This is a genomic window from Desulfuribacillus stibiiarsenatis (assembly GCF_001742305.1).
GTDB classification, from domain to species: domain Bacteria; phylum Bacillota; class Bacilli; order Desulfuribacillales; family Desulfuribacillaceae; genus Desulfuribacillus_A; species Desulfuribacillus_A stibiiarsenatis.
This window is the reverse complement of record NZ_MJAT01000001.1, coordinates 112,366-138,727: the sequence shown is the minus strand read 5'-3', so window position 1 is coordinate 138,727 and position 26,362 is coordinate 112,366. Positions and strand designations below refer to the sequence as shown.

The window sequence follows — 26,362 nt, the reverse complement described above, 5'->3', positions numbered from 1 at the left end:
TTTACTAATACTCCCACTTCAATAAGTGGGAGATAAGTGCCGTCAAGCTTCACCCACAAGGGGTACAGGCGAAATAAGTGCAACTAGAGTTCAGGTGGAGTAAAAACTCTCCATCTGAACTAAGTTTTCTTTATATAAAATCTGATAGAGGAACAGGAAAAGTGCTGATTTCTCAGCACCTTTATCCGTAAGTTCAATCGTTACAACTCATTGATTAAATTTGATTTATTTCGATATAATTTGAATTAATTTGCTTTATTTTGATTTGCAATTTAATTCAAATCGCTACCTTTAAACAACTTCATTACATCTAGTAATATGATAATCCTCTTGTCTAAGTGAATTAAGGATTTAATAAATTCAGTTGCTGCCGACTTTTCAATATCAGGGGCATTTTCAATAAATTTGTTCTTAACAGTTAATACATCCTTCGCAGAATCGACCACAAACCCGACTTCAATGTTTTCAAAACGGCAGATGATGACCCTTGAAGCATCTGTCATCTCGGAATAGGTATACGTGAACTTGTGCTTTAAGTCAATGACTGGAATGACAATTCCACGTAAGTTGATGACCCCTAATATAAATGCATGCACATTCGGCACACGAGTAATTTTCATACTGCGCTCAATCGACATTACATAATCGATTGGCAAAGCGAGTTCTTCAGATCCTACCTGAAATACAATGTATTTCTTTTCTGTTTCCGATGTTTCTACTGGTTCTTCTTTCTTCGGGGATTCTTTCTTTGCTGTTTCTTTTTGTACTGTATTTGTTTCTGGTGCATTTACTTCTTTTATATTATTAGGCGTTGCTAGAACCACTGTTTGCGTGTCTGAAGAAGTCATCGTAGTTCTTGGAGAATTTGTTGATGCGAAATCTCCAATTGGTTCTATGGTCACATCTTCTACTTCAGAAATGTTTTGAATATCTTCGATGATTCCCTCTTCTTGTTCCTTTGTAATAAATACAAGCTCGAAAGAATGCTCGAATTCACCCTTTTCCAGTAATTCAGATGCTGGTATGCTTTTTAAAATTTCACCATACTCTTCTAATTTGGTAAATACCATGTAGGCACGTACACCTTTTAGCTGAGTATCCTTAAGAAGCTTCACACGAATTAAAAAAGTTTTTAGCCCTTGATTTCTCGCTTCTTGAATTGTATTTATTTCATGTGATTCTAGCATCTAGTCTTCCTCCCAAAAAATCTCTCTGTAATTATTTTATCATTATCTTCTGAATTTTTTCCATAACATTTTTAAAGGATTATCGATATTTATTTTTACATAATGGGTTGCGTCATCGTCCGGTACTAAGATAATTCCTAAAGAATGGTGTTCTCCTTGATACAAAGCGGTTTGGGCAAATTTAATTTCACCATTTAAATCTTCAATCTCAAGTTTCACATACACAGGCTGTAACGATAATGCATAGTGAAGTTCAGATTTATGATAGATTGGAAACCCGTTCACCTTAAGAATTACTTCACCTGATGTAAGTCCAAGTTTTTGTGCAGTACTATTCGGTAGTACTTGTAGGATGCGAACTCCCTTTAATGGCTTACTATACATAGGTGTGTCTAAGAATTCCTTGCGCTGAGTAAAAACAATTATCGACTCATGGGCTACAGCGGAAAACAATGCTGCCAATAGCAGTAACCAAGGTGAGTATTGGCTTACAAGTCCTAACATAAGTAAAACTACGCTATATAAAGCCAACCATTTAGCCGTTTGCTTTGCTTTTTGTCGTGGTGTGCGTGACACTGCAATATCACCATAGCCTAGCACCGCTGGCACAGGCAGCATGCCTAGAATCACGCCACTGCCAAGCAGTGTTGAAAGGGGCAGTAACGGCCACCAATCTGGAAAAAGAATAGTACCCCCTCCATCTGGAGAAGTACTAGGTGACATTTGTAAACTTGCAGGGTCAATCGCAACAATGATAAATAATGGGACCAGCCAAAACTTTTGCATCGTAAATCCACCGACTAGCTTGCCTCTACTCCCACTTAAAAATACTGGGCTTGCCTTTTTATCCCCATGAATCCAAATCAGCATAGCTTCCGTAAGATGTAATATCGCAACGAGAGCGATTAGCATAGGAACATTCAACTGCGATACACCCGTCCATAAACCGCCAATCAATGGCAGTGTTTCGCCATTCGGTAGTAACATGGTCACGAATGCCAGAATGCCTAAGATTCCTGTTGCGTATGAAAAACATAAATAACGTATGTTAATCAGCGCAACAAACACAGCGACAACCCAGACGTAAACCATGTCATAGGGATTTAAAACGACCCCGACAACTAGTAGTAAGGCCGTTGCAAACAACCCACCTAAAAAACCAAAGCCAATCGATTGAATTGTCTGGTCTGCTACTGAATTGATACGAACGGAGTACATACTCCGTTCTTTTTCAATCATCCTTCGATATTGCAAGGTAATTAGTAAAATTACCACATAAATGAATGGATTCAATAGCAAGAATTTCATGTTGTGCAAAATAGCCAAACCAATATCTGCAAACGGAAACATTCCCGCTCCCCCTAATTTATCTCTGTCTTTCTTAACAAAATCTCAGTTACAATTTAGTGAGTTGCTATTTCATCTGTTGTTTCAACACTTCAATCGCCTTTGCTAATTGCGTATCGGAAGCCTTTAAAGAGTCAACAACTGCTTGATTCAGGGCTTGCGCGACTTTTTCTGATACTACCCCATCCATCGGCAAACCTTTGCTCTGCTGAAAATCCGTTAAAGCTTTTTCCGTTTGACGACTGAAATACCCATCAACTCTATCCGTTGGGAAACCTAAATGGCGTAAAAAGATTTGCAGGCTTCGCACATTGGTACTATTATCGTCATATTTCAGCGTTACATCAGAAGGAATCCTACCAGTTGTGAAAACCTCCGGTAGCTGCACTTCAATATCTGGTGTCACACCGACTTTATTAATCCAGTTCCCCTTCGGTGTAAGCCATTTCGCTATAGTAAACTTCATTTCACTTCCATCGGAGAATTTTTCTGTCGTCTGTACAGAACCTTTGCCGAAGGAGTTTACACCTACAACCTTAAACCCAGCAGATTCTTGTGCTGCAGCAGCTAATATCTCCGAAGCACTAGCACTTCCTTTATCCATAAGTACTACTACAGGGAAATCACTTTGCTTCAACGTGGAACGAACGACCTCACGTTCCCCTTTATGGTTCTCAATCTGTAGAACAATCCCTTGATTCGGAATAAACTGGCTACATATCTTTACTACTGTTTCTAATACTCCCCCTGGATTATTGCGAACGTCAATAATTAGACCTTTCATTCCCTGCTGTTTTAAATTCTTCAGTTCAGCAGCAAAGCGATCCGCTGTCTTCAGCGAGAATTGTGTAATCTCAATTTTTCCAATCGTTCCTTCTATCATCTCTGCGTGCACTGTTTCAATGGGAATCGTATCACGAATAATTTCAACAGAAATAAGCTCTCGGTGCCCTTCTCTTTGCACTTGAAGAACAACTTTAGAACCCTTCGGACCGCGAATTTTCAAAATCGCTTCCATTAGCGTTAGCCCTTCCACTGTTTCACCATTCACAGTGAACACTAAATCCCCAGGTAACAAACCCGCTCGTTCTGCCGGAGAACCCTTGATCGGCGAGACAATTTTCACTTTTCCAGCTTCTGATGCGACTTCAGCACCAATCCCTTCAAACGAAGATTGAATCGAATGGTCAAATTCCTGTGCTGCTTCTGGATTCATGTAAGAAGTATATGGGTCATCTAATGCTTCTAACATGCCACGGATTGCACCATCGATTAGCTTTTGTGTAGGAACGTCTTCAATATATCGTTGGTCAATTTCTCTATAGGCCTTTAATAGTTTCTCAAAATCCTTCGGATAATTCGTTAAATCTTCTGTAGTTGCAACGCGTTCCGCATGGGACGAAGGTGGAAAATCCGATGCGCCTTGTTGGTCATATACATAATAAAAACTTGCTCCTAAAGCAACGCATACCATCGTGAGAAGTAATAATTTGCGAATTTGCAATTTCATTATGACACTCCTATTCTGTGTTGGTAGAGATATTTTGCCCTAAATATTTATATATAAAGAAAACTTAGTTCAGATGGAATTTTACTCAAGAGTACCCAGTTTTCTGTAAGGTAAAACCTTACGAAAACGGATGTTATTCCAGATGAACTTTAGTTGCACTTATTTCGCCTGTACCCCTTGTGGGTGAAGCTTAGCAGCACTTTCTGCTACTTAAAAAGTGGGAGTATTAGTAATACGCTGAGATAAATTTGTATACATGTTTCTGATTAATATTCGGATAAAATGAATCTTCTTATACATCATATTAACAAACTTTCTAATATAAGAAAAGAAAAGTTGAGAAATAAGAAAAAGGGTATCCTTAACGGAAAACCCTTTTTGCAAACTTCGCAAGTTTTATTGTTTAATATAATTCCATGGTGATACGTCTTTACCATTCTCATATACAGTGAAGTGTAAGTGAGGCCCAGTGGAGTTTCCCGTAGATCCAACCTTTGCAATCTGCTGTCCACGCTGTACCGTTTGCCCCTCTTTTACTAACAATTGGCTAGCGTGTCCATATAATGTGGTAATCTGGCTACCATGATCTAATATAACAGTATATCCAAAACCACGAACCCAACCTGATAAAATCACTACGCCATCCTCTGCAGCTAGTATCGGGGTGCCTGTCTTAGCGGCGAAGTCAACACCATTATGCCATACACCCTTCTTCCCAGTAATAGGGTCAACTCGAGTCCCATAATTCGATGACATACGCGTATGCTCAGGTACTGGATGTGTAAATGCACCAGTTCCTCGATAGATTCTTTGGAATTGTTTTGTAACTTCATTTAATTCTTGAATCAATTTCTTTTGAGCTGCTTCTTCTTCATCTAGCTGTTTCTGCAAAGAACTTCGGTTATCTTTAAGCTCCGCTAGCTCAACCTTTTGTTTCTTTTCCTTATCTGATAAATCGGCTTTCGCAAATTCAGCCTGTTCTTTCAAGCTTTGAAGCTGGGCAAATTGTTCTTCGATTTCATCCTTCTTTACTTGAATCATATCTCGATCTTGTTGGTCTTCTTTAAGAATCCTAAAATCTTGTTCAACAATTAAACTTAAAGCTTCATAACGGTTTAAGAAATCTACGAAATCACTAGACCCTAGTAAAACCTCTAGATAAGAGACTTGGCCATTTTCATACATAGAGCGTACGCGCGATTTAAGAACACTATCGCGGTTAATAATTCTTTGCTCTGCTTCCTGTAATTCAAGCGTAGTGATTTCAATTTGCGTTTCTGTTTGTTCAATATCTAAAGTGAGTTGATTTAACTCTAATTCTTTTAACTCGATTTCATGATGAATTTGATTAATTTGAGTAACTACTGATCGCTCTTGTTGTTTCACACTGTTAATACCTTGTTGAATATCTTTGGCTTTTGCTTGAGACTCTGATTGTCGCTTTTTAATCGCATCCATTTTAGTTTGCAACTCTAGCATTTGATTTGCCGAGCCATGCATTGGGGTAACAATTGTAAGTACTAGAGCTAACACTAGTAAAACAGGTAGTGCTTTTAAAATCGATAGATTCCTCATATATTACAGTCACTCCTCCGTCCCAATCGCTCTATTTCTACTATACTAGACAAGTTTTGACAAGATAAGGGTCTTTTTGACTAAATCTTCAAAAAACGACGGACAGACATCATACTTCCAATAACACCGATGAATACACCAGATCCTGTCAACAGTATTGCTAGTTGATAAATAAAAGGATCAAATGGCATTAATTCTAAGAAATAAATAGAAGTTTTCTGCCTACGAAGCAGTTCGAAATATCCCACTCCTATTAAAAGAATTGGTAATAACGAACCCAGAAAACCCATCCACATGCCTTCCAAGAAAAACGGCCAACGAATAAACCAATTGGTAGCACCGCAAAGTTTCATAATCTCTATTTCTTTACGTCTTGCATAAATTGTAAGACGTATTGTATTCGCAATCAAAAATAATGATGTAAAAGCGAGTCCTATAGAAAATATAAGTCCCACATTTCGAACAATCGTTGTCACGCTAAACAGTGCTTCCACAGTGTCACGTCCATATTTCACTTCCGCGACAAAAGGAATCTTCTCAATCTTTTTCGCTAAATCTCCGACTTGACGAGGATGGAAGCTTTTCACATAAAATGCATCCCGTAATGGATTCTCATTTTCTAAACCATCAAGGACAGATGACTCTTCTCCTAAGCCTTTCTTCAAAATCTCTAGGCCTTCTTCCTTAGAGATAAATACAACTTCCTTCACATCTACTAAGGACCTTAACTTGGCATCAATAGCCTCTACTTCATTCTCATTTGCTAATTCATCCACAAATACTCGAATTTCTACTTGTTCTTCTAGTTTTTCCGCCATATAACTAACATTCATCGCTAGGAGAAGAAATACACCCAAAATAAATAGCGATACTGAAACTGCCCCTACAGCAGCAAAAGACATCCATGAATTACGAGAAAGATTTTTATAACCTTCACGGAGATGGCGACCTACTGTACTAATTCGCATCGTCATACCCCCCTCGACGTTCATCGCGGGCGATTTTTCCACCTTCGAATGCTAGCACGCGTTTTTTCGTACGATTCACGATATCTTTATTATGGGTTGCCATGATTACAGTTGTTCCTTTGTAATTAATATCTTCTAATAAACGAACAATTTCCCATGAGGTATCTGGATCTAAGTTCCCCGTAGGTTCATCAGCAATAATGATTGCAGGATTGTTCACAAGTGCTCTTGCAATCGAAACACGTTGTTGTTCCCCACCCGATAACTCATTTGGTTTGGAATGCTCTTTCCCCTTTAAGCCAACTTGATCTAACATTTCCAACACTCTTCTTGCAATTTGTTTCTTAGGAGTTTCAATAACCTCCAGGGCAAATGCAACATTTTCAAATGCAGTTAGGTTCGGTAATAGTTTGAAATCCTGAAAAACCACACCAATTGTGCGGCGAATCATCGGGATTTGACGCTCTTTAATTTTATCAACGTTAAAACCATTAACAAAAATAGCTCCTTTGGAAGGTTTCTCTTCTCTATATAGCATTTTTATAAATGTCGATTTTCCAGCACCGCTCGGGCCTACTACATATACAAACTCACCTTTTTTGATTTTCACACTAACACCACGAAGCGCTTCGACCCCGTTACCGTAAGTCTTCCAGACATCGTACAATTCAATCATGTATATACTCCTTTAGAGTTTAAGTTTAAGTTTAAGATTTGGTTACATTTAAAATAAATTTTAAGTTTAAGTAAAGGTTTAGGGTTAAAAGTATAACATTGTTACAAAAATCACAATCTCATTATTTTTATTATAACGTATAGGCTCGTACCAACCAACACATAAATTATGTAAACCCTTACTAAATCACACTTATATTCTATTCGACACAATATTCAATAACCCTGCCCATTTCAGCAAAAATAGCCATCTTCTACAGAAAAATCACTAGTAGCGTATGTGCTCTAGTGATTATAATTTATTGTTAAGTTAGAGTATACGATAAGGTTTGACACAATTTTACTTCACATATTATTTCATACGCCCGTATTATAAGTTTTATTACTTACGTATAGACATTGATTAACAAACCTTTAATTTCACCTACTAGGGAAAGCACCTCGAGATTTTTCTTTTGAGAATCTAGCACAGCATCTGTAACTTCTAGGAGCTTTTTATCTACTTCTTTAATAATTTTATATATTTTACTGCGTCCACGGCGATTAAAGCCTTGGCGTTCTTCAAGACTTAGACCAAACTTAACAGTGTCATCCATCATATCTTTGACAAGCTTCTTGAATTTATTTAAGTCTTCAACCGTTCGATGTTCCGCTAGGCGCTGACCCTGTTTTTCAATCTCTACTAATCTTTGATTGAACTTTTCCACTTGAGCGGCATCGCGCTTCCCTTGCATGATTTCTGTAAAAGTTATTTTTTCTGTCATCCCTTCGGATTTAGCAGTCGCTTTCGTAGTACCCGTCCGTTGTATGCGATTTACTTCCATTTAGTTTTCACCTCTTCGGCATTCAAAAGTTATGGAGATGTTTCAATTCAAATATTGTTATTGTATAAAGTAAACTTGGCATTCGCCAAGCTTTGGCGAAGAGAATGCCTTAGTTGCACTTATACTATCTACATTTAATAACTTATACTATCTGATAGTACTAAAAAAGAGCAAGTAGACCTTGCTCTTTCTATTGTACCATTTCTATTGAAGTAATTGTAATACACCTTGTGGCAATTGGTTGGCTTGTGCAAGCATCGCTGTTGCTGCCTGGTTAATAATATTATTTCGTGTAAAATCAGTCATTTCTAACGCCATATCAGCATCACGGATGCGTGATTCTGCAGCCGTTAAGTTTTCACGGGCTGTCGCAAGATTGTTCATTGTATGCTCCAGGCGGTTTTGAAGTGCTCCCAATTTGGAACGGAGCGATGAAACAGCTTCAATAGCCGTATTTACAGTATCAATCGCAGTGCTAGCGTCATCATGGTTTAATACGCTTAGGCCCGTTAAACTTAATCCACTAGTACCCATTTCACCGATTGTAACTGCAATTTTTTGGCCTGCATTAGCCCCAATTTGGAGTTGTAAAGCAGTACCAGAAGTTGCAAAAGAACCATCTAGTAACTTTTTCGTGTTAAACTCTGTGTTTTGAGCAGCATCATCAATCGATGCTAATAGCTGATTAATCTCTTCTTGAATCTCTGTTCGGTCAGAAGTAGTGTAAGTGTCATTTGCTGCTTGCACCGCCAGTTCTCTCATACGCTGAAGCATCGCATGGACACTTGACAAAGCACCCTCTGCTGTCTGAATAACCGAAATCCCGTCTAAAGCGTTCTTCTCAGCCATACTTAACCCACGAATCTGACCACGCATTTTCTCAGAAATCGCTAATCCAGCTGCATCATCTGATGCACGGTTAATGCGAAGGCCTGATGATAGTTTCTCTAGGTTTCTAGATGTTTTAAACTGATTCTTACTTAAATTATTATACGCATTTAGCGCTTGTATATTATTATTAATTCTCACGAGTGTTCATCCCTCCATGCTATTTTTTATAATCAAGAGCTTTCTCTGCTGTTGCAGCTGTATAACTTGACGCGAAATCAATTTGATCGTCATAGCTACCAGTTTTTCGTTTCACGCCAGCTGTTCCCTTTTTCGCTAAGTCCATAGCTTCTTTCCAAGAATCAGAAAGTCTTTTGACTATAACTAAAACTTCCTTGCATAGATTCTGATTTTTGTGCTGGTTTGCTACTATGACTTTTTCTGCTAAATATTCATATAGAACATGCAGCTGATCTGCTATAATTCCTGCTTCGTAATTAATTCCAGCCCCTAAACGCTGAATAATATCATTGGCCTTTTGGAGCTTGCTGTTTGCCAAACCCATCTGGTTGCTCTCGATACCTTGAGCCGCTTCTATCAAATTCTTTTCTAGTGCCTCGTATAATAGCATTGTTAGTTCTTCTGGTTTCTTCTTATATACTTCTTCTTTTGTTACCACTATGCTTGTCAATAGTGACACCTCCAGTTTCCTGTTGGCCACATCCATGTGTTTACGTCTCCATCCATGAGTACTATATGAATTATCGGCATTACCAAAAATATGTTTAACCATTTTTATTGCTTAGGAGTTTTCTATTTCTTCTAACATAATCAAAACCTCTGCGATTACATGATACAACTGCGGTGGAACACTCGAGCCTAAATCCATATCAATCAAGTCACTTACAAGGGATGCGTCCTCTTGCATCGGCACATCGTTTTCTTTTGCTAAGTCTAATATTCTTTGTGCGACAGCACCACGTCCATGGGCAATGACGACTGGTTTATCATCTTCTCCTTCTTTATATTGCAGTGCAACGGCAGAAGGACCACTAAGTTCTCGTTTCTTTTTCTGATTGAACCATTTTTGCATCATATCTTGAAGTCAAATCCCTTCTGTTGATTATAAGATGCTGCAAATCCATTGTTCTGCTTCGTTTCTTTATCTAGTTTTTTGTCATTAGCTAAGCTTTTCTGCGATAACACTGGTTCTGTAAGTGGAGCAAACTTCATTCCTTTCACTCGAAAACCAATTTCGTCGAGTTTTTGCGTGAAGCGGTCCATCATAGGATCAAATAGTTTTTTCATCATAGGATTATCATTTTTTACGGTTAGTGAAAGATTTCGATTGACGACCGATATATGAACTCCCGTGTCGCCTAATTTCTTTGTCTCTAGTAAGAAGTAGAGACTACAATTCTCCCAATCGATTTTCTCTGAATTGCTTTTTCCATTAACGAAAACCTTTATGTTCTCAATTTGTTCCTTTAACATTACAGGCAAGTGAAAAAACATCGATTGAGCATTCGATTGAGAATCAACTTTGCTCAATAATTGCTGTCCTGTCAAGTTTGATAACGTTTGCTCTGCTGATTGCTGGGCTGAGCCTTTTAACATTTCTCCATTCTTCAACATCTCTACTAACATTGATTTCAGGTTCTGACGATGTTTCCCCATTTGCTCTTCTTGCATTTGCGCTAGCATGGCTGGAGAGAAGTTTCCATCTTTACGCTGAAAAGCCTCTTTCAGTAACTCAAACCGTTGAGCTATTTCTTGTGGAACACCGGGTTGCTTTCCATCACCTATAAAAGTCTTTTGAAACTCTTGTAATAAAGGTTGTGTATCTAAATTTTGGCGCACTGCTAAATCGATTTTAGAAAGTAACTGTTTCATTGCTTCGACCGTCGATTGCAGATTGACTGTTGTATTGTTAGCGGCCTGAATCTGTTGCTGTCCTAAACTTGACTCCCCTATGATACGAGATGGGTTGTTTGATACTTCTTGATTCGTTTGGTTTATTTGAATTGTTTGGTTGGCCTGAGTATTCTGTTGCAAGTTCAATTGTTGAACAGCTGTATGAATCGCCTTAGCAATTGCTGGTTTCTGCAATAATTCCTGAATCTCTCCAATAATTTTATTGGCAGCACTAGCCTGATTTTGTTGTTGACTTAAGACGTTTTGCTGCGCTTGCTGTGCTGTCTGGTTGATTCCATTTGATTGCAGCCCTATCATCCCTTGCGCTAGACCTTGAGGGACACTCTGTGCCGTATTTGAAACTAACTTTTGTGCAGAATCAGCTTCGTAATTAAGGCCTACAGAACGCATAAACTCAAATACTTCGCGGCTAGTAATACTTTCTTTATTTACTTGTAACGCAAACTGATTGCTTACTTGGCTCAATTGCTTTTCTACTGGTTGTTTCAAGAAATCTATTTGATTCTGACCTTCCATCACAAACCTCTGTACGCGGTCCGCTGATGGTTTCCAATTTAATGAACTGATTTGTGATTGGACTTGTTGGATCAGCTTGAATGCCCCTTCGCGATCACCATTTGCTAATAAACTTTTAGCTGCCGCTAAATCGGAGCTAGCTTTCATCATAACTTTCTCTGTTTTCATATCAGTAAATAGGAACATATCGCTTTTTAATAAGGCTTTATCAAGCATTTGAATGGTTGGCTCAATTATGCGCATTGCTAACTGGGAGGAATTGCGTGCCCCCTGTTCCACTAAACGAGATAGGTTATCTAGGTTTTTGGTTAATTCTTTTCGTAAATCCTTAAATTCATTGCCTACTTCAGCCATTTTCTGCGTCACTACACTTACAAGAAAATCCTTTGCACTGATATTTCCTAAGGTTTGAATAAGCTCATGATTGAGATATGTCCCTTGTTGTGCAATAGAGCCCTGGTTGTTAGAAATCTGCAATTGTAAATTTTTGATTGCTTCTGTCAATCCCGACCCATGTAATGCTTCGTGAACGGCTTGTAAATGAACTTGAGAAATGTTTATGTTTTTAGCTAGAGCAGCTTGCAGTGTCTCTAATTTGTTCTCCAATTGATTCATTCGATCAGCATATTTTGCATTTTCAACAGTCGAAGTATCAATTTTTGTATGAATAAAGTTTTTAATCTCTTGAATTAATTCTTTAGAAAGCGGCATCCCTGAGTCAATTACCATACGCATTGCTTGACGAAGCTCTGGAGTGAGTTTTTCGCCAAATTTCTGTGCAATTGCTTGTAACTCACTTTCTGCCGTAAGCTTAGTTAGGCTCTGTGCTTGTTGCCCGTCCATTGCTTTTACTACAATTTGGTTTCCTTCAGCATTTTTGACTTCAACTAATAAACGATCACCTTCTGGGATTTTCCCTTCAAAGGTCGCTTTCACTTCCTGCCCACGAATAGATAGGACAGCTTCACTGTCAGAAATTCGTTCCTTAACTGTAGCCGACACCACCTGCCCCGATCGCAAATCGGATTTAGGGTCTGATGTTCGAACATTAGAAGCTATATGACTTGTGATTTCCATATTGGTTCACCAACATTTCATGAATTATAATTAGAAAATATCATCTCGAAAAATACTTAGCACTTATATTATCGGTTTTTCTGACAGCTTTCTTAATAAACTACAAGTATAAAAAAAGTAATAAAGTTCTTCCAATTAGACGTCATTTATATAAATGATAATAGAATCTATGTTAAGTTTACCTTTATCTAACATAAGAAAGCCCAGAATGCACTTAATTGAAAAGTGAGTCTGGGCTTATATTTTTTATGTTCTTTATCCTAGTAGTATTTTCGCTTTTTCTATAGCCTGAAGAACTTGAGGTTTGGCTGTTCCACCAAGGACATTACGAGCATTCACAACGTTGATCGGATCAATGACCTGATACACGTCTTTATCGAATAAATCCGAAAATTCCTTATATTCTTCTATCGTTAAATCAGGTAAGAATTTTTTATTCTGGATGCAATGTAACACGATTTTTCCGATTACTTCATGAGCATCACGGAACGGTAAATGCTTTCTTACAAGATAATCTGCTAGGTCCGTTGCGTTCGCAAAATCTTGATTCACAGTCTTCTTCAAAACATCTTCATTTACTTTCATCGTTTCAATCATTGGTGCAAATAGGGTCAATGACATTTTCAAGGTTTCTACCACATCAAACATGCCTTCTTTATCTTCTTGTAAGTCTTTGTTGTACGCTAATGGCAAGGACTTCATAATCGTTAGTAATGACATCAAATGTCCATAGACACGACCCGTTTTCCCGCGAACTAACTCTGCTACGTCAGGGTTTTTCTTCTGCGGCATGATGCTACTGCCAGTACAGAATGCATCGTCAAGTTCAATAAACTGGAACTCTGTACTTGACCATAAAATCAACTCTTCACAAAAACGTGATAAGTGCATCATTGTAATCGAAGCAGCAGATAAAAATTCTAAGATATAGTCGCGATCGCTTACTGCATCTAAACTATTCTCATAAATATTAGTAAATCCTAATTGATCCGCAACAAACTGGCGGTCAATCGGGAAAGTTGTCCCAGCCATTGCACCTGCGCCTAATGGTAATATGTCGGCACGTTTGTATGCGTCTTCGAAACGCTCCACATCACGTTGAAACATCCAAAAATACGCCATCATATGATGAGCAAATAAAATCGGTTGCGCACGTTGTAAGTGGGTATATCCTGGAATGACTATATCGATATTCGTCTCAGCCTTTTGCACAAGAACCTGTTGTAATCCCTTCAGCAATTCAACAATTTCTTTTATACGAGAACATAAGAACAAGTGCATATCTGTAGAAACCTGATCGTTACGGCTTCTGCCTGTATGTAATTTACCACCGACAGGACCAATTTCTTCGATTAAGGCTTTCTCGATATTCATATGCACATCTTCATCAGTAACGGAGAATGTAAATTCATCGTTTTCAATGCGTTCACGGATGACGAGCAAACCATTCTTAATCGTTTCTGCATCTGCTTGTGGGATAATTCCCTGTTTCCCAAGCATAGTGACATGGGCAATACTTCCCTTAATATCTTCATTCCAAAGCTTCTGGTCGAAAAGTACAGAAGCTGTGAATTCATCCACTAATTTATGGGTAGATTTTGTGAATCGGCCGCCCCATAGTTTCATCGTTAAAACCCCTTCGCTACATATTAAAATGACTAACTTAGTGCATATCAATTGCCGCAGCAAATCAATACAAGCACCAAGTAAGTCATTCCTTCATTAGTATTTAAATTCTGTATGTTCCATTTATGTTAAGTTGTAATCCCAACTAGCGTTGCGAATTACTTATTCTTCTTATTTACCATTGCATATACCTTAGTTGGAAGACCCCAAAGCTTAATAAAACCAATGGCAGCGTCATGATCGAATGTATCTTCTGGATTATAAGTAGCTAATTCATGGTTGTATAGAGATTGCTCTGATTTTCTACCTACAGTAAATGCAGTACCTTTGTGAAGTTTCACTCTTGCAGTACCTGTTACTGTCTTTTGGCTAGCTTTGATGAATCCATCAAGAACATCTCTTAACGCTGAGAACCATAGGCCGTCATAAATCATTTGCGCGTATTTTTGCTCAATTACAGGCTTAAACTGAATGATTTCCTTAGGTAATGTTAAGAACTCGATTTCCTTATGTGCTTGAATTAATACCATGGCACCTGGAGCTTCGTAAACTTCTCTAGACTTAATACCGATTAAACGGTTTTCTACATGGTCGATTCTTCCGACGCCGTGTTTACCTGCGATTGTATTTAATTTTACAATTAACTCATGTAATGGTAATTGTTCTCCATTTAACTTAACTGGAACGCCTTCTTTGAACTCAATTTCCACATACTCAGCTTCATCTGGAGTATTGCTAATAGAGTTCGTCCAAGTGAAAGCAGCTTCAGGAGCTTCTGCCCATGGATCTTCTAACACGCCACACTCGCAGCTACGACCCCATAAGTTTTCATCAACACTGAAAGGATTTTCTTTTGTAACTGGTACTGGAATATCTCTTTCAAGTGCATATTGAATTTGTTCATCACGAGACATAGCCCATTCACGAACTGGAGCAACAATTGTCAAATCTGGGTTTAAAGCTGTTACAGAAACGTCAAAACGAACTTGGTCGTTACCTTTACCAGTGCAACCATGAGCTACAGCAGTTGCGCCTTCTTTTTCTGCAATTTCAACTAATTTCTTAGAAATTAAAGGACGAGATAAAGCAGCAGATAGAGGGTACTTCGTTTCATATAAAGCATTTGCTTGAAGCGCTGGTAGTGCGAATTCATATGCATACTCTTCACGAGCGTCAATTGTGTAAGACGCTATTGCACCAATTTTTAATGCCTTTTCTTTTACGAACTCTAGGTCTTTACCTTCGCCTACGTCTAACCCTACTGCAATTACATCATAGTTATATTTCTCTTGTAGCCACTTAATTGCTACTGAAGTATCTAAACCACCGGAATACGCTAAAATAATTTTTTCTTTACTCATTTGAATAATCATACTCCTTTTATTTGGATCTCGCGAGATCACTATATATTCATATTTTTCACTATCAATCAATGTATCATAAAACATTCGTAAAATAAAGAACTAGCTTAAGCAAGCAACCATGATTGCCTTCTGTGCATGCAAGCGATTCTCTGCCTCATCAAAAATTACAGAATTAGGTCCATCAATCACTTCTGCTGAAACTTCTTCGCCACGATGTGCCGGTAAGCAATGCAAGAATATAAAGTCAGGCTTTGCATGACTGCATAACTGAGAGTCGATTTGATACCCTGCAAAATCCTTCACGCGTTTCTCTTGTTCCGCTTCTTGCCCCATACTTGCCCATACATCTGTGTACAACACATCAGCATTCTTCGCGGCTTCCACTGGATCATTGGTAACTACAACAGAACTTCCATGTGCCTGTGCAATTAATTTTGCTCTTTCAACAATCTTAGCATCTGGCTCATAACCAGCGGGAGTAGCAATTGCTACATCGATTCCAACTTTCGCGCAACCTATCATGAGTGAGTGCGCCACATTGTTGCCATCGCCAATGTAAGCTACCTTCAAGCCTTTTAGTCTACCTTTGTGCTCTAAAATGGTTTGCAAATCTGCTAATGCCTGGCATGGGTGATACGTATCCGTAAGACCATTAATGACAGGAATATCAGCATGCTTTGCCAGCTCTTCTACTTGCTCATGTCCGTGAGCGCGAATCATGATTGCATCCACATAACGAGAAAGTACTTTTGCTGTATCATAAATCGTTTCTCCACGTCCTAATTGAATGTCATTGTTACTCAAAAACAATGGATGCCCTCCAAGCTGTAACATCCCAACTTCGAAGGATACGCGGGTACGTGTAGAAGACTTTTGGAAAATCATTCCTAGTGTTTTGCCAGCTAGCGGTTTTTGTGGACCTTTCCCAGCTTTTAATTCAATGGCAAGGTCTAATAATGCAAGAATTTCTTCTGTAGAAAAATCTGCAAGGGTTAAGAAGTCTTTACCCTTTAAATTATTTAATATATTCAAAAAAAGCACCTCGCTTTCAATAGTTGTGGGGCTGTGAAAATAAATATACACTCGTTCATTAGAGTATAACGGTTCAATTCGTTCATTAGAGCTACACCTTTGGAATCTCTACGCTCAGATTTTCAAGTTTCAAACTCTCTACGCTCAGACAGTGAAACTTTTAAGAAAATCCTTATCGCAAAGTTATTCCATAAAGGCTCCGCTAAAATCATTCATCGAACCATTCTTACTCTCACAAAAACCACTCGTTACATACATTTCCACACATACTCATGAGTTGATCATTTGTATTGTGGTGGAAAGTGTGTGCTGCCGAAAGAGCATTCCAGTGAAGTCTTGTAATGATTTGTTAGTGAAGGTTTCGCAAAATGATTCATTGTTTGAGCGACAGCGAGTTTGAATCATTTAGAAACCGAACTTAGAAATCATAAAGACGGAACTGTAGTGAATGAGGCAGTACCTCGCTTTCGAAACATAAGGCTATAATTTCTGCAGGAATTCCCCACTTAAAAACTCTTCCAAAGTAAAAGGCAAATACTTATCACGCTCTTCTATACTTTGGCATAGCGCATCCGCTGTATCTAATGCCGTTAAACATCCAACTCCGAACTCTACAGCCATTCTTCTTAACTTAAATCCTTGTCGTGAAGAATCTTTTCCGATAGTTGGTATGTTGATGACTAAATTAATCTCATTACGTCTAAACATTTCGCGGATTTGCACAAGCTGCCACGGAATTTCTGTCACTTCTAATCCCGCATCCTCTAATGCTTTTGCTGTGGTTGGTGTTGCATATAACTTAAAGCCCAGACTTGCGAACTTTCTCATTAGTGCAACGCCTGCTTCTTTCTCACGGTCAGAGATCGAGCATAATAATCCTGGCTGTCTCTGCTCTGTCGCTTCGCGAATATGCCCTGTAGCAAATACCTTCCCAAGTGATCCTACAAAGTTACGAGCAATTCCCAATACTTCACCCGTAGATTTCATTTCAGGCCCTAAAGAAATATCCACGTCACTCATTTTCTCAAAGGAGAATATAGGCGCTTTAACAGCTACAAAATCACGATTTGGAATCAGTCCGCTCGTATAGCCCATATTTTTCAAAGTATCACCAAGACCAATGCGAGTTGCCAACTGCACCAGTGGTGTATCCGTGACTTTACTGATGATCGGCACAGTTCGAGATGCACGAGGATTTACCTCTAGCACATATACCACTTCATCAACTATTACATATTGGATATTGATTAATCCACGAATCGACATTTCCCGGGCAATATTTGTCGTATATAGTATTAGGGTATCTAATACTTGCTGGCTAACGTTTTGCGGAGGATACACGGCCATACTATCGCCTGAGTGAACGCCAGCCCTTTCTATATGCTCGAAAATTCCTGGGATTAATACATCTTCCGCATCACATACAGCGTCAACTTCTACTTCTTTACCTGGTAAATACTGATCTAAAAGTACCGGGCGACCAGGGGAAACGTCCACTGCCTCTGCTAAATAGCGCTCTAGTTCCGATTGCTCATATATGACTTGCATGCCACGCCCACCAATGACGTAAGAAGGGCGAACCATTAATGGATAGCCGATATCTTCAGCAACTTTTAATGCTCCTTCGACATTTTCTGCCATTGCACCATTTGTCTGAGGAATTTGCAAACGGTCAAGTAACCTACGGAATTTGTCACGGTCTTCTGCTAGGTCAATACCTTCCACTGATGTTCCAAGGATTTGAATGCCATAATCACGTAGACCATGCACTAAGTTGATTGCTGTTTGCCCACCAAATTGCACATAAGCACCTTTGATGTTTTCTTTTTCAGCTACATTTAGTACATCTTCTAATGTTAATGGTTCGAAATATAAGCGATCTGCTACGTTAAAGTCTGTACTTACTGTTTCCGGATTATTGTTAATGATGACTGCTTCATAACCAGCTTCTTTCAACGCCCAAATCGCATGGACGGAACAATAGTCGAATTCAATTCCTTGACCAATACGGATTGGCCCTGAACCGATAACAAGAATCTTTTCCTTGTCCGTTTTCTCTACTTCATCTTCACCTGTGTAGGTAGAGTAGTAGTAAGGAGTCTTTGCCGGAAATTCTGCAGCACATGTATCTACCAGCTTATATGAAGGGATCACATTGAGCTGCTTACGGCGTTTACGCACATCTAAATGTGTAAGTAATGCATCATCTTCCGCTCTACTAAGTGCACCCATATTGATTAAGTCAGCGATATACGCATCAGAGAATCCAACTTTTTTCCACAAACGCAGTTGTTCAGAAGTAACCTCATCAAGATTTGCCTTTTTAATTTCTTCTTCCCAGCGGACGATGTTTAATATCTTTTCCACGAAGAATGGATCAATCTCTGTGATGTCACGTACTTTCTGTACAGTCATGCCTTTGCGTAGTGCTTCTGCTAAGATAAATAAACGATTATCATCTGGTTGTTCCGCAAGTTTTGCCGTTAATTGCTCCAGGGTCCACTCTGCATATACTGGGTGCAAAAGAGTTTGTACCTTAATTTCTAAGGAACGAACGGCTTTTAATAAAGCGCCTTCCATTGTCCTAGCAATTGCCATGACCTCTCCCGTCGCTTTCATTTGCGTTCCGAGTTTGCGGTTCGCTTCTGGGAACTTATCAAACGGCCAACGCGGAATTTTTGCAACTACATAGTCAAGTGCTGGCTCAAAACTTGCATACGTAAGACCAGTAACAGGGTTAATGATTTCGTCTAAATGCATACCAATTGCTATTTTTGCGGCTACTTTTGCAATAGGATATCCTGTAGCTTTTGATGCCAGGGCACTGGAACGACTTACACGAGGATTTACTTCAATTACGCAATATTCAAAGCTATATGGATTTAAGGCAAGTTGGACATTGCAACCGCCTTCAATTTTTAGTGAACGAATGATATCTAAGGACGCAGTACGTAATAGCTGGTATTCACAATCCGATAATGTTTGTGAAGGAGCAACAACGATACTATCGCCTGTGTGAACCCCAACAGGGTCAAAGTTCTCCATGTTACAAATGGTAATACAAGTATCATTGGAGTCACGCATAACTTCATACTCAATTTCTTTCCAGCCCTTGATACTTTTTTCAATTAGCACCTGACCAATCGGACTTTGCGAAAGCCCACGACTGACTGTTTCTCTTAACTGCTCGTGATCGTCTACGATTCCACCGCCAGAACCACCAAGAGTATAGGCAGGGCGAATAATCAACGGAAATCCTATGCGAGCAGCGAACTGTTCAGCTTCTACTAAGTTATCAATGATTTCACTCTCTGGAATCGGTTGTCCAATCTCCAGCATCAATGTGCGGAAGAGATCACGGTCTTCTGCCTTTTTAATCGCTTCTAACGAGGTTCCAAGGAGCTTAACATTGTATTTTTCTAAAACTCCAGCTTCGGATAATTTGACCGCAAGATTTAATCCAGTCTGTCCTCCTAATGTAGGAAGTACTCCGTCTGGACGCTCTCTATCGATGATTTGCGATAAGGAACGTACTGTTAGCGGCTCAATATATATTTTGTCGGCAATCCCTTGATCCGTCATAATCGTCGCTGGATTGCTATTCACTAACACAACTTCAATGCCTTCTTCTTTCAATGCGTTGCATGCTTGAGTTCCTGCATAATCGAACTCAGCCGCTTGCCCAATAATAATAGGGCCAGAACCGATTACAAGAACTTTTTTAATGGAATCTATTTTGGGCAAACTAGCTCACGCGTCCTTTCCTTATGTTCATTAATCGTCATGATGAAATCCTGGAAAAAGTATAGCGAATCCTTCGGTCCAGGACATGCTTCCGGATGATATTGAACACTGAAAATTGGTAACGATTTATGTTGAATTCCCTCTACTGTACCATCATTCACATTGATATGTGTAACGACCATATCCGTAGCTGCTAAAGAATCTGGTTCTACAATATATCCGTGATTTTGCGAAGTAATATACACTTTACCTGTTCGTAAGTCTTTTACTGGGTGGTTACTTCCACGATGGCCGTAGCGTAATTTCGTTGTTTTCGCACCGAACGCTAACCCTAACATTTGGTGGCCATAGCAAATACCCATCGTCGGGTACGCTTCCGCTACTTTTCTCAGTTCCGGAGTAATATCTACAAGGTCCATCGGATCCCCAGGTCCATTGGAGAAAAGAATTCCGTCAGGGTTTAGTTTCATAACTTCATCTAACGTTGTAAAATACGGTACGATTGTCACTTTGCAACCAAGGGCATGTAACGCACGAACCATATTTTGTTTTTGTCCAAAATCATAAATCACTATATGATGGGTAGGATTCTTTACATTGGCTGGTTCGAAGGTTGCTCGATTCTTACGAGTTACTCTGGCAACTAAGTCCTTTGGCAGTTCAGGATAATCAAGGCCGTTAACCGTCACAACACCGTATTGACTGTTTGGAATGATGTATCCCTTCATCGTCCCATTCTCGCGTATCATTCTCACTAATTGGCGAGTGTCGATGTCAGATAGACCAACTACGCCTTGCGATTTTAAATATTCATCTACCGTGAACGAACTGCGGAAGTTACTTGGTGTAGGGCACATTTCCCCAATGATAAAGCCCGCCACATGAGATCGATAAGACTCATGGTCATCCACGTTAATTCCATAATTTCCGATTAAAGGATATGTCATGATGACGATTTGTCCTGCGTAGGACGGGTCTGTTAAAACTTCCTGGTAGCCTGTCATTCCAGTATTAAAGACAACCTCTCCGTAGGTTACTTTCGTATCTCCAATGAGTTTCCCCTCAAAGACAGCACCATTTTCCAGCACTAATTTCCCTTTCATCCTCGTACCCCCTTGTTCTAGTTGTTATCGAATCTTCTTTTAAACTTAAATAATAGATGTTTTCGGTTAACCTAATAGAAGTGCTTCGGATAATTCACAATACATGTAGACTGTCGTATCGTAATCATATCGTATGCTGAAGATAGATTTAGCTGCTTTTAACTTTTTACTAATGTCAAATCGTTGAGGACTTCGCGAATCACCGTAAAAGCTTCCTCTATTTCGTCAAAAGAGGTGTTAAGTGGCGGCAATAGGCGCAAAGTGTTATCTCCAGCCGGTACTAGCAATAAGCCCTTCTCGCGGAACTTAGCAATCATATCAAGGACAGGCACAGAATCTACGAATTGTATCCCGCGGATTAGTCCCATTCCTCGCATTTCTACTATTAAATCAGAAAAATCTTGTTGTAGCAATTGTAATTTTTCTGTTAGTTGTTCACTGTTGGTTCGGATTTGTTGCTTTGTTTCTTCCTTCTTCATTTCGTTCATAATGGCATTGGCAGCCGCTGTAACAAGTGGGTTTCCACCAAATGTTGATGCATGGGTTCCAGGGACAAACGCTTCCGCTACAGTTTCCTTTGCCACGCAAGCACCAATCGGAACTCCTCCCCCTAAGCCTTTAGCTAATGTAAAGATATCAGGCTGAAAATCAAATTGTTGCCACGCAAACATCGTACCCGTACGTCCCATACCTGTCTGCACTTCATCGACAATCAACAATAATTGATGTTTTTCCGCTAACACTTTCAGACCTTGTAAGAACTGAGGGTCTACAATGTGTACCCCGCCTTCTCCCTGCACAAGTTCAAAAAGAATCGCTGCTGTCTTATCCGTGATTGCCTGCTCTACTGCTTCTAAGTTATTAAGTGGACAATAGATAAATCCTTCAGGAAGGGGTTGGAATCCTTCTTGATATTTCGGTTGCGCCGTTGCCGTGATTGTCGTCAATGTGCGTCCATGAAAGGATTTCTCAAAGGTAATAATCTCGTATCTATATTCTCCACGGACTTTTTGCTGGTAGCGACGAGCTAACTTAATCGCAGCCTCATTGGCTTCTGCACCACTATTTGAGAAAAACACTTTCCCATAGCCCGATTCTTGTACTAGTGCATCTGCTAATTGTTGTTGCGAAGGAATATGAAATAAGTTTGAGCAATGAATCAGCTTCTCTGCTTGTGCCTGAATCGCCTGAACCAGCGGTGGAAAGTTATGCCCGAACTGATTCACTGCAATCCCTGATGTGTAGTCTAAATACTTCTTACCTTCCGTATCCCACACATAACTTCCTTGCCCGCGTTCCAGTTGAATTGGCCAGCGATTATAGGTGTTCATTAAACTCATGATATTTCATCCTCCCTCGATACCATAGTTCCTACACCCGTATCTGTTAAAAGTTCTAAAAGCAATACATGCTCTTGTCTACCATCTACGATATGCGTAGTGTTCACGCCACGGTTCAAAGCTTCTAAGCACGCCTCTACCTTTGGCACCATACCTCCACTGATTTGACCATTGTCAATCGATTCCTCAATCTTCTTAGCGCCTATTGCAGATATAATTGTTTTAACCCCGTTTTCTTCTATATAAATACCAGGAACATTCGTCGATAAAACAAACTTCTCAGCCCGAAGCTCTCCTGCGACTGCTGCTGCCACCGTATCTGCATTGATATTATAACGCTGGCCTTGGTCATCTACACCTAAAGGTGCAATGACAGGAATATATCCTTCATCGATTAAGCCACGTAACAGCTTGCAATTGACTTGCTCCACTTCACCTACAAAACCTAAATCAACTTTCGTGTTTTGTTTCTTTCTCGCAAGCAAAAGCTTTCCATCAATACCACTCAGGCCTATCGCTTTTCCACCATACGACTGAATTTGCGACACGATTTGCTTATTGATTTTCCCAACTAGCACCATACTTGCCACATCAAGGACCGCTTGATCCGTTACACGTAAGCCATTTACAAACTGAACCTCTACGCCCATTGACTCCAAAAGGTTGGTAATTTCCGGTCCACCGCCATGAACAACAACTGGATGAATATTTACTTGCTTCATCAGCACTAAATCTTGTATAAAAGAAGATGTATCTTCCCCCATCGTACTGCCGCCGTATTTTACAACGACAATTTTCCCCGCGAATCTTTGAATATAAGGCAATGCCTCCACTAACACCTGTGCTCTATGCAATCCAGCCGTCATCATACCAACCTCCAATTTCCCATGTTCATTTTTAAGCCATGTATATTTGAGTTGCTTCATGTTATTTAAGTTGCTTCATGTATATTTAAGTCGCTTAATAGACTAGTTTTATTAATTGATTTTATTGATTGATTTTATTGATTGATTTTATTGATTGATTTTATAGATTGATTATTTTGATTGATTATTTTGATTGATTATTTTGATTGATTATTTTGATTGATTATTTTGATTGATTATTTTGATTGATTATTTTGTAAATTTGCTACATTAGTTGTCTTGTCGCTTGATTACGAGCGATAGCTTGCATTGATACGCACGTAGTCATACGTCAAGTCACAGCCCCATGCTCGTGCTTGTGCTTCTCCATCATGTAAAACTAACTCAATTGGAACAAACTCATCTTTCATCTTTTCTTGTAGCACATCTTCATCTACGGTAATACCCATTCCATTTTGGAAAATCAACGTCCCCATCAGATATACTTCTATTTTATCTGGATCAAAGTCAGCACCACTATAACCCGCAGCGCAAACAATTCTTCCCCAGTTGGCATCAGCGCCAAAGACAGCCGATTTCACTAACGAGCTGCCGATTACTGATTTTGCAATGATAGAAGCTTGTTCTTTCGACTTTGCTTTTTTGACAGTCACTTCAATCAACTTCGTAGCACCTTCACCATCACGCGCTATAGTCTTCGCTAGGTACTCAGAAACATAGTTGAACGCTTCTTTAAATACTTCCCACTGCGGATGGTTCGTATCAAGTTTTACTCCAGAATAACCATTTGCCATCACCAGTACCATATCATTCGTACTTGTATCACCATCAACCGTGATCATGTTGAACGTTTGGTCCGTTACGTCTGATAATAGTTGCTGTAGTAGGCCCGGCTCAATGTCCGCGTCTGTGGTAATAAACCCAAGCATTGTTGCCATATTCGGGTGAATCATACCTGAACCTTTAGCTGCTCCACCAATAGAAATCGTAACACCATCAATCTCCACTTGCACGGCAAGGTTTTTGTCGCAAGTATCCGTCGTTAGAATACTCTCACTAAAGCCCGTGCCACCATTTTCAGATAGATCCATTAGCGCCAGTTCTATCCCTTTACGAACGCAGTCCATTGGTAACTGCTGTCCAATAACCCCAGTAGAAGCAACTCCTACATATTCATTCGGAATGTCTAACCCTTGTGCCACAAGCTCCTGCATGATTTTTGCGTTCTTGTCACCTTCTACACCTGTACAAGCATTGGCATTCCCACTGTTTACAACAATTGCTTGCAGCTTTCCCGTCTGCTTTAGACATTGCTTCGTTAGCTTTAGCGGTGCAGCTTGCACAACGTTTAATGTGTATACGCCCGCTGCACTTGCTGGATTCACGGAGTATAAAACTCCTAAGTCATTTCTCTTTCTCTTAATCCCTGCATATACACCCTGGGCTAAGAAACCTTTTGGTGTAGTAACAGTCCCATTATCTATAATCGTAAAATTCTTTTTCATTGTATAAACACTCCTATCCTCTTATCTCTTCGGTTTCATTTCATATCTCTAAAACTATTCGCGTCAATCATCAATTCTGTTTCTTGTAAAATTCACAAGCTTTATTATCATACAATGCATAACGATGTATATTTATGCATTATATTCATTTCTTTGTTTATACAGCTTACATTATTGAAGCTTCAACTACGACGGGATCCTGATTATGGAATCAACGGTAGTAAATCGATTCCTGTGGCTTCTTCCCAACCACACATTACATTCATGTTTTGTATCGCTTGGCCGGCAGCGCCTTTCACCATATTATCAATAGCCGATACAACGACAACTTGATCTGTACGAGAATCAACATATACACCAATATTACAGAAATTCGTTCCATATACTAGCTTAGTCTTTGGAAATTGCCCAGATTTATGAATTCTTACAAACTTTTCTTTCGCGTAGAACTCACGATAGAAATCTACCAAGCCTTCCGTCGTAATCCCTGCTGCCTTCGCTTTATCCGTTAATTGACCGTACATCGTACTTAGTATTCCCCTTGTCATCGGAACAAGGTGGGGTGTAAAAGTTACGCGCAATTCTTTATTCGTTAAATCGCTTAAGAATTGTTCAATCTCTGGTGTATGTTGATGCTCGCCAATTTTATAAGCGTGGATACTTTCTTGTACTTCTGAAAACAGAGTTCCTACAGCGGCTGCTCGACCAGCACCTGAAGTGCCTGATTTTGCATCAATGATAATACCTTTTGTTTCTATGAAATCATGTAACAATAGTGGCGCTAACCCTAGCGATACACTAGTAGGATAACATCCTGGATTTGATATAAATTCAGCGTTCGCAATCTTTTCTCGATGAAATTCTGTTAAACCGTAAATACCTTTACTCTGGCTTATTCGGTCTGGAGCTGTCTTCTTATACCACTTTTCGTGTGCTTCTGCATCACGCAGTCGGAAGTCACCGCCAAGGTCTACTACCTTTAGCCCGCGCTCTAATAGCTGCGGTACCCATTGGCTACTTACACCAGAAGGAAGGCTCAAAAATACAAATTCACAACTACTAGCAATTAAGTCCATATCAATCGCTTTTAATTCCGTATCTATCACATGAGATAATTGACCCTCTAAATGCGGGTACACATCCACCAGATCAATCCCTACCTGCGAATGCGAACCAAGATACGCTACTTTTATATGAGGATGGCCCTTTAACCATCGCAATAATTCAATGCCACCATAACCTGTAACGCCAATAATACCAACCTTCATATAAAGCCCTCCCTACATAGAATTGAGTCAAATTCTAGTCAATCATTTCGTGCAATATGCAATATTATACAT

Annotated in this window: 20 protein-coding genes; all 20 read right to left on the bottom strand. The window is 39.5% G+C overall.

Going from position 1 to position 26,362, the window contains the following annotated elements; all coding sequences use genetic code 11:
• Positions 1–272: 272 nt before the first annotated feature.
• Positions 273–1,187, bottom strand: coding sequence for a chemotaxis protein CheW (locus BHU72_RS15270; RefSeq protein ID WP_083248157.1), 915 nt, complete (start codon positions 1,185–1,187; stop codon positions 273–275).
• 42 nt (positions 1,188–1,229) lie between these two features.
• Positions 1,230–2,537, bottom strand: a complete 1,308-nt coding sequence (locus BHU72_RS00560) for a PDZ domain-containing protein (RefSeq protein WP_069700674.1) — start codon at positions 2,535–2,537, stop codon at positions 1,230–1,232.
• A gap of 64 nt (positions 2,538–2,601) precedes the next feature.
• A complete protein-coding gene (locus tag BHU72_RS00555; protein WP_069700673.1) occupies positions 2,602–4,044 on the bottom strand; it encodes a S41 family peptidase in 1,443 nt (480 codons plus the stop codon).
• 396 nt (positions 4,045–4,440) lie between these two features.
• Positions 4,441–5,619, bottom strand: coding sequence for a murein hydrolase activator EnvC family protein (locus tag BHU72_RS00550; protein WP_083248156.1), 1,179 nt, complete (start codon positions 5,617–5,619; stop codon positions 4,441–4,443).
• Positions 5,620–5,699: 80 nt separating this feature from the next.
• Positions 5,700–6,587 carry a permease-like cell division protein FtsX gene (gene ftsX, locus BHU72_RS00545; RefSeq protein WP_069700672.1) on the bottom strand — a complete coding sequence of 296 codons (888 nt, stop codon included), beginning with the start codon at positions 6,585–6,587 and terminating at the stop codon, positions 5,700–5,702.
• Positions 6,577–7,263 carry a cell division ATP-binding protein FtsE gene (gene ftsE / locus BHU72_RS00540; protein WP_069700671.1) on the bottom strand — a complete coding sequence of 229 codons (687 nt, stop codon included), beginning with the start codon at positions 7,261–7,263 and terminating at the stop codon, positions 6,577–6,579. The genes ftsX and ftsE overlap by 11 nt, the downstream gene beginning before the upstream one ends.
• Before the next feature lie 385 nt (positions 7,264–7,648).
• Positions 7,649–8,086 (bottom strand): YaaR family protein, encoded by a 438-nt coding sequence (locus BHU72_RS00535; protein WP_069700670.1) that lies wholly within the window; start codon positions 8,084–8,086, stop codon positions 7,649–7,651.
• Positions 8,087–8,290: 204 nt separating this feature from the next.
• Positions 8,291–9,115, bottom strand: coding sequence for a flagellin N-terminal helical domain-containing protein (locus tag BHU72_RS00530; protein WP_069700669.1), 825 nt, complete (start codon positions 9,113–9,115; stop codon positions 8,291–8,293).
• 19 nt (positions 9,116–9,134) lie between these two features.
• Positions 9,135–9,605, bottom strand: a complete 471-nt coding sequence (gene fliS / locus BHU72_RS00525) for a flagellar export chaperone FliS (RefSeq protein WP_083248155.1) — start codon at positions 9,603–9,605, stop codon at positions 9,135–9,137.
• 111 nt (positions 9,606–9,716) lie between these two features.
• Positions 9,717–10,010, bottom strand: coding sequence for an EscU/YscU/HrcU family type III secretion system export apparatus switch protein (locus BHU72_RS00520; protein WP_069700667.1), 294 nt, complete (start codon positions 10,008–10,010; stop codon positions 9,717–9,719).
• A complete protein-coding gene (locus BHU72_RS00515; protein WP_069700666.1) occupies positions 10,007–12,442 on the bottom strand; it encodes an NfeD family protein in 2,436 nt (811 codons plus the stop codon). The genes BHU72_RS00520 and BHU72_RS00515 overlap by 4 nt, the downstream gene beginning before the upstream one ends.
• Positions 12,443–12,697: 255 nt before the next feature.
• Positions 12,698–14,068: an argininosuccinate lyase gene (gene argH / locus BHU72_RS00510; RefSeq protein ID WP_069700665.1), complete on the bottom strand. Its 1,371-nt coding sequence runs from the start codon at positions 14,066–14,068 to the stop codon at positions 12,698–12,700.
• Between the two features lie 158 nt (positions 14,069–14,226).
• Positions 14,227–15,429, bottom strand: a complete 1,203-nt coding sequence (locus tag BHU72_RS00505) for an argininosuccinate synthase (protein ID WP_069700664.1) — start codon at positions 15,427–15,429, stop codon at positions 14,227–14,229.
• 102 nt (positions 15,430–15,531) lie between these two features.
• Positions 15,532–16,464, bottom strand: a complete 933-nt coding sequence (gene argF / locus BHU72_RS00500; protein WP_245671820.1) for an ornithine carbamoyltransferase — start codon at positions 16,462–16,464, stop codon at positions 15,532–15,534.
• Positions 16,465–16,944: 480 nt separating this feature from the next.
• Positions 16,945–20,208, bottom strand: coding sequence for a carbamoyl-phosphate synthase (glutamine-hydrolyzing) large subunit (gene carB / locus BHU72_RS00495; protein WP_069700663.1), 3,264 nt, complete (start codon positions 20,206–20,208; stop codon positions 16,945–16,947).
• Positions 20,196–21,311, bottom strand: a complete 1,116-nt coding sequence (carA, locus tag BHU72_RS00490) for a glutamine-hydrolyzing carbamoyl-phosphate synthase small subunit (RefSeq protein WP_069700662.1) — start codon at positions 21,309–21,311, stop codon at positions 20,196–20,198. The genes carB and carA overlap by 13 nt, the downstream gene beginning before the upstream one ends.
• Positions 21,312–21,469: 158 nt before the next feature.
• Complete coding sequence (locus tag BHU72_RS00485) at positions 21,470–22,651, bottom strand: aspartate aminotransferase family protein (protein ID WP_069700661.1); 1,182 nt, start codon at positions 22,649–22,651, stop codon at positions 21,470–21,472.
• Positions 22,648–23,517, bottom strand: a complete 870-nt coding sequence (gene argB, locus BHU72_RS00480) for an acetylglutamate kinase (protein WP_069700660.1) — start codon at positions 23,515–23,517, stop codon at positions 22,648–22,650. Before argB ends, BHU72_RS00485 begins: the two co-directional genes overlap by 4 nt.
• 290 nt (positions 23,518–23,807) lie before the next feature.
• On the bottom strand, positions 23,808–25,022 hold the full coding sequence (argJ, locus tag BHU72_RS00475) for a bifunctional glutamate N-acetyltransferase/amino-acid acetyltransferase ArgJ (protein ID WP_069700659.1): 1,215 nt from the start codon (positions 25,020–25,022) through the stop codon (positions 23,808–23,810).
• A gap of 203 nt (positions 25,023–25,225) precedes the next feature.
• Positions 25,226–26,290, bottom strand: a complete 1,065-nt coding sequence (gene argC, locus BHU72_RS00470; protein ID WP_069700658.1) for an N-acetyl-gamma-glutamyl-phosphate reductase — start codon at positions 26,288–26,290, stop codon at positions 25,226–25,228.
• Positions 26,291–26,362 lie beyond the last annotated feature (72 nt).

Excerpts from the sequence above, each read along its gene's own strand:
- BHU72_RS15270 (WP_083248157.1), bottom strand. The coding sequence starts at position 1,187 with ATGCTAGAATCACATGAAATAAATACAATTCAAGAAGCGAGAAATCAA.
- BHU72_RS00560 (WP_069700674.1), bottom strand. The coding sequence starts at position 2,537 with ATGTTTCCGTTTGCAGATATTGGTTTGGCTATTTTGCACAACATGAAA.
- BHU72_RS00555 (WP_069700673.1), bottom strand. The coding sequence starts at position 4,044 with ATGAAATTGCAAATTCGCAAATTATTACTTCTCACGATGGTATGCGTT.
- BHU72_RS00550 (WP_083248156.1), bottom strand. The coding sequence starts at position 5,619 with ATGAGGAATCTATCGATTTTAAAAGCACTACCTGTTTTACTAGTGTTA.
- ftsX (WP_069700672.1), bottom strand. The coding sequence starts at position 6,587 with ATGCGAATTAGTACAGTAGGTCGCCATCTCCGTGAAGGTTATAAAAAT.
- ftsE (WP_069700671.1), bottom strand. The coding sequence starts at position 7,263 with ATGATTGAATTGTACGATGTCTGGAAGACTTACGGTAACGGGGTCGAA.
- BHU72_RS00535 (WP_069700670.1), bottom strand. The coding sequence starts at position 8,086 with ATGGAAGTAAATCGCATACAACGGACGGGTACTACGAAAGCGACTGCT.
- BHU72_RS00520 (WP_069700667.1), bottom strand. The coding sequence starts at position 10,010 with ATGATGCAAAAATGGTTCAATCAGAAAAAGAAACGAGAACTTAGTGGT.
- BHU72_RS00515 (WP_069700666.1), bottom strand. The coding sequence starts at position 12,442 with ATGGAAATCACAAGTCATATAGCTTCTAATGTTCGAACATCAGACCCT.
- argH (WP_069700665.1), bottom strand. The coding sequence starts at position 14,068 with ATGAAACTATGGGGCGGCCGATTCACAAAATCTACCCATAAATTAGTG.
- BHU72_RS00505 (WP_069700664.1), bottom strand. The coding sequence starts at position 15,429 with ATGAGTAAAGAAAAAATTATTTTAGCGTATTCCGGTGGTTTAGATACT.
- carA (WP_069700662.1), bottom strand. The coding sequence starts at position 21,311 with ATGAAAGGGAAATTAGTGCTGGAAAATGGTGCTGTCTTTGAGGGGAAA.
- BHU72_RS00485 (WP_069700661.1), bottom strand. The coding sequence starts at position 22,651 with ATGAGTTTAATGAACACCTATAATCGCTGGCCAATTCAACTGGAACGC.
- argB (WP_069700660.1), bottom strand. The coding sequence starts at position 23,517 with ATGACGGCTGGATTGCATAGAGCACAGGTGTTAGTGGAGGCATTGCCT.
- argJ (WP_069700659.1), bottom strand. The coding sequence starts at position 25,022 with ATGAAAAAGAATTTTACGATTATAGATAATGGGACTGTTACTACACCA.
- argC (WP_069700658.1), bottom strand. The coding sequence starts at position 26,290 with ATGAAGGTTGGTATTATTGGCGTTACAGGTTATGGTGGCATTGAATTA.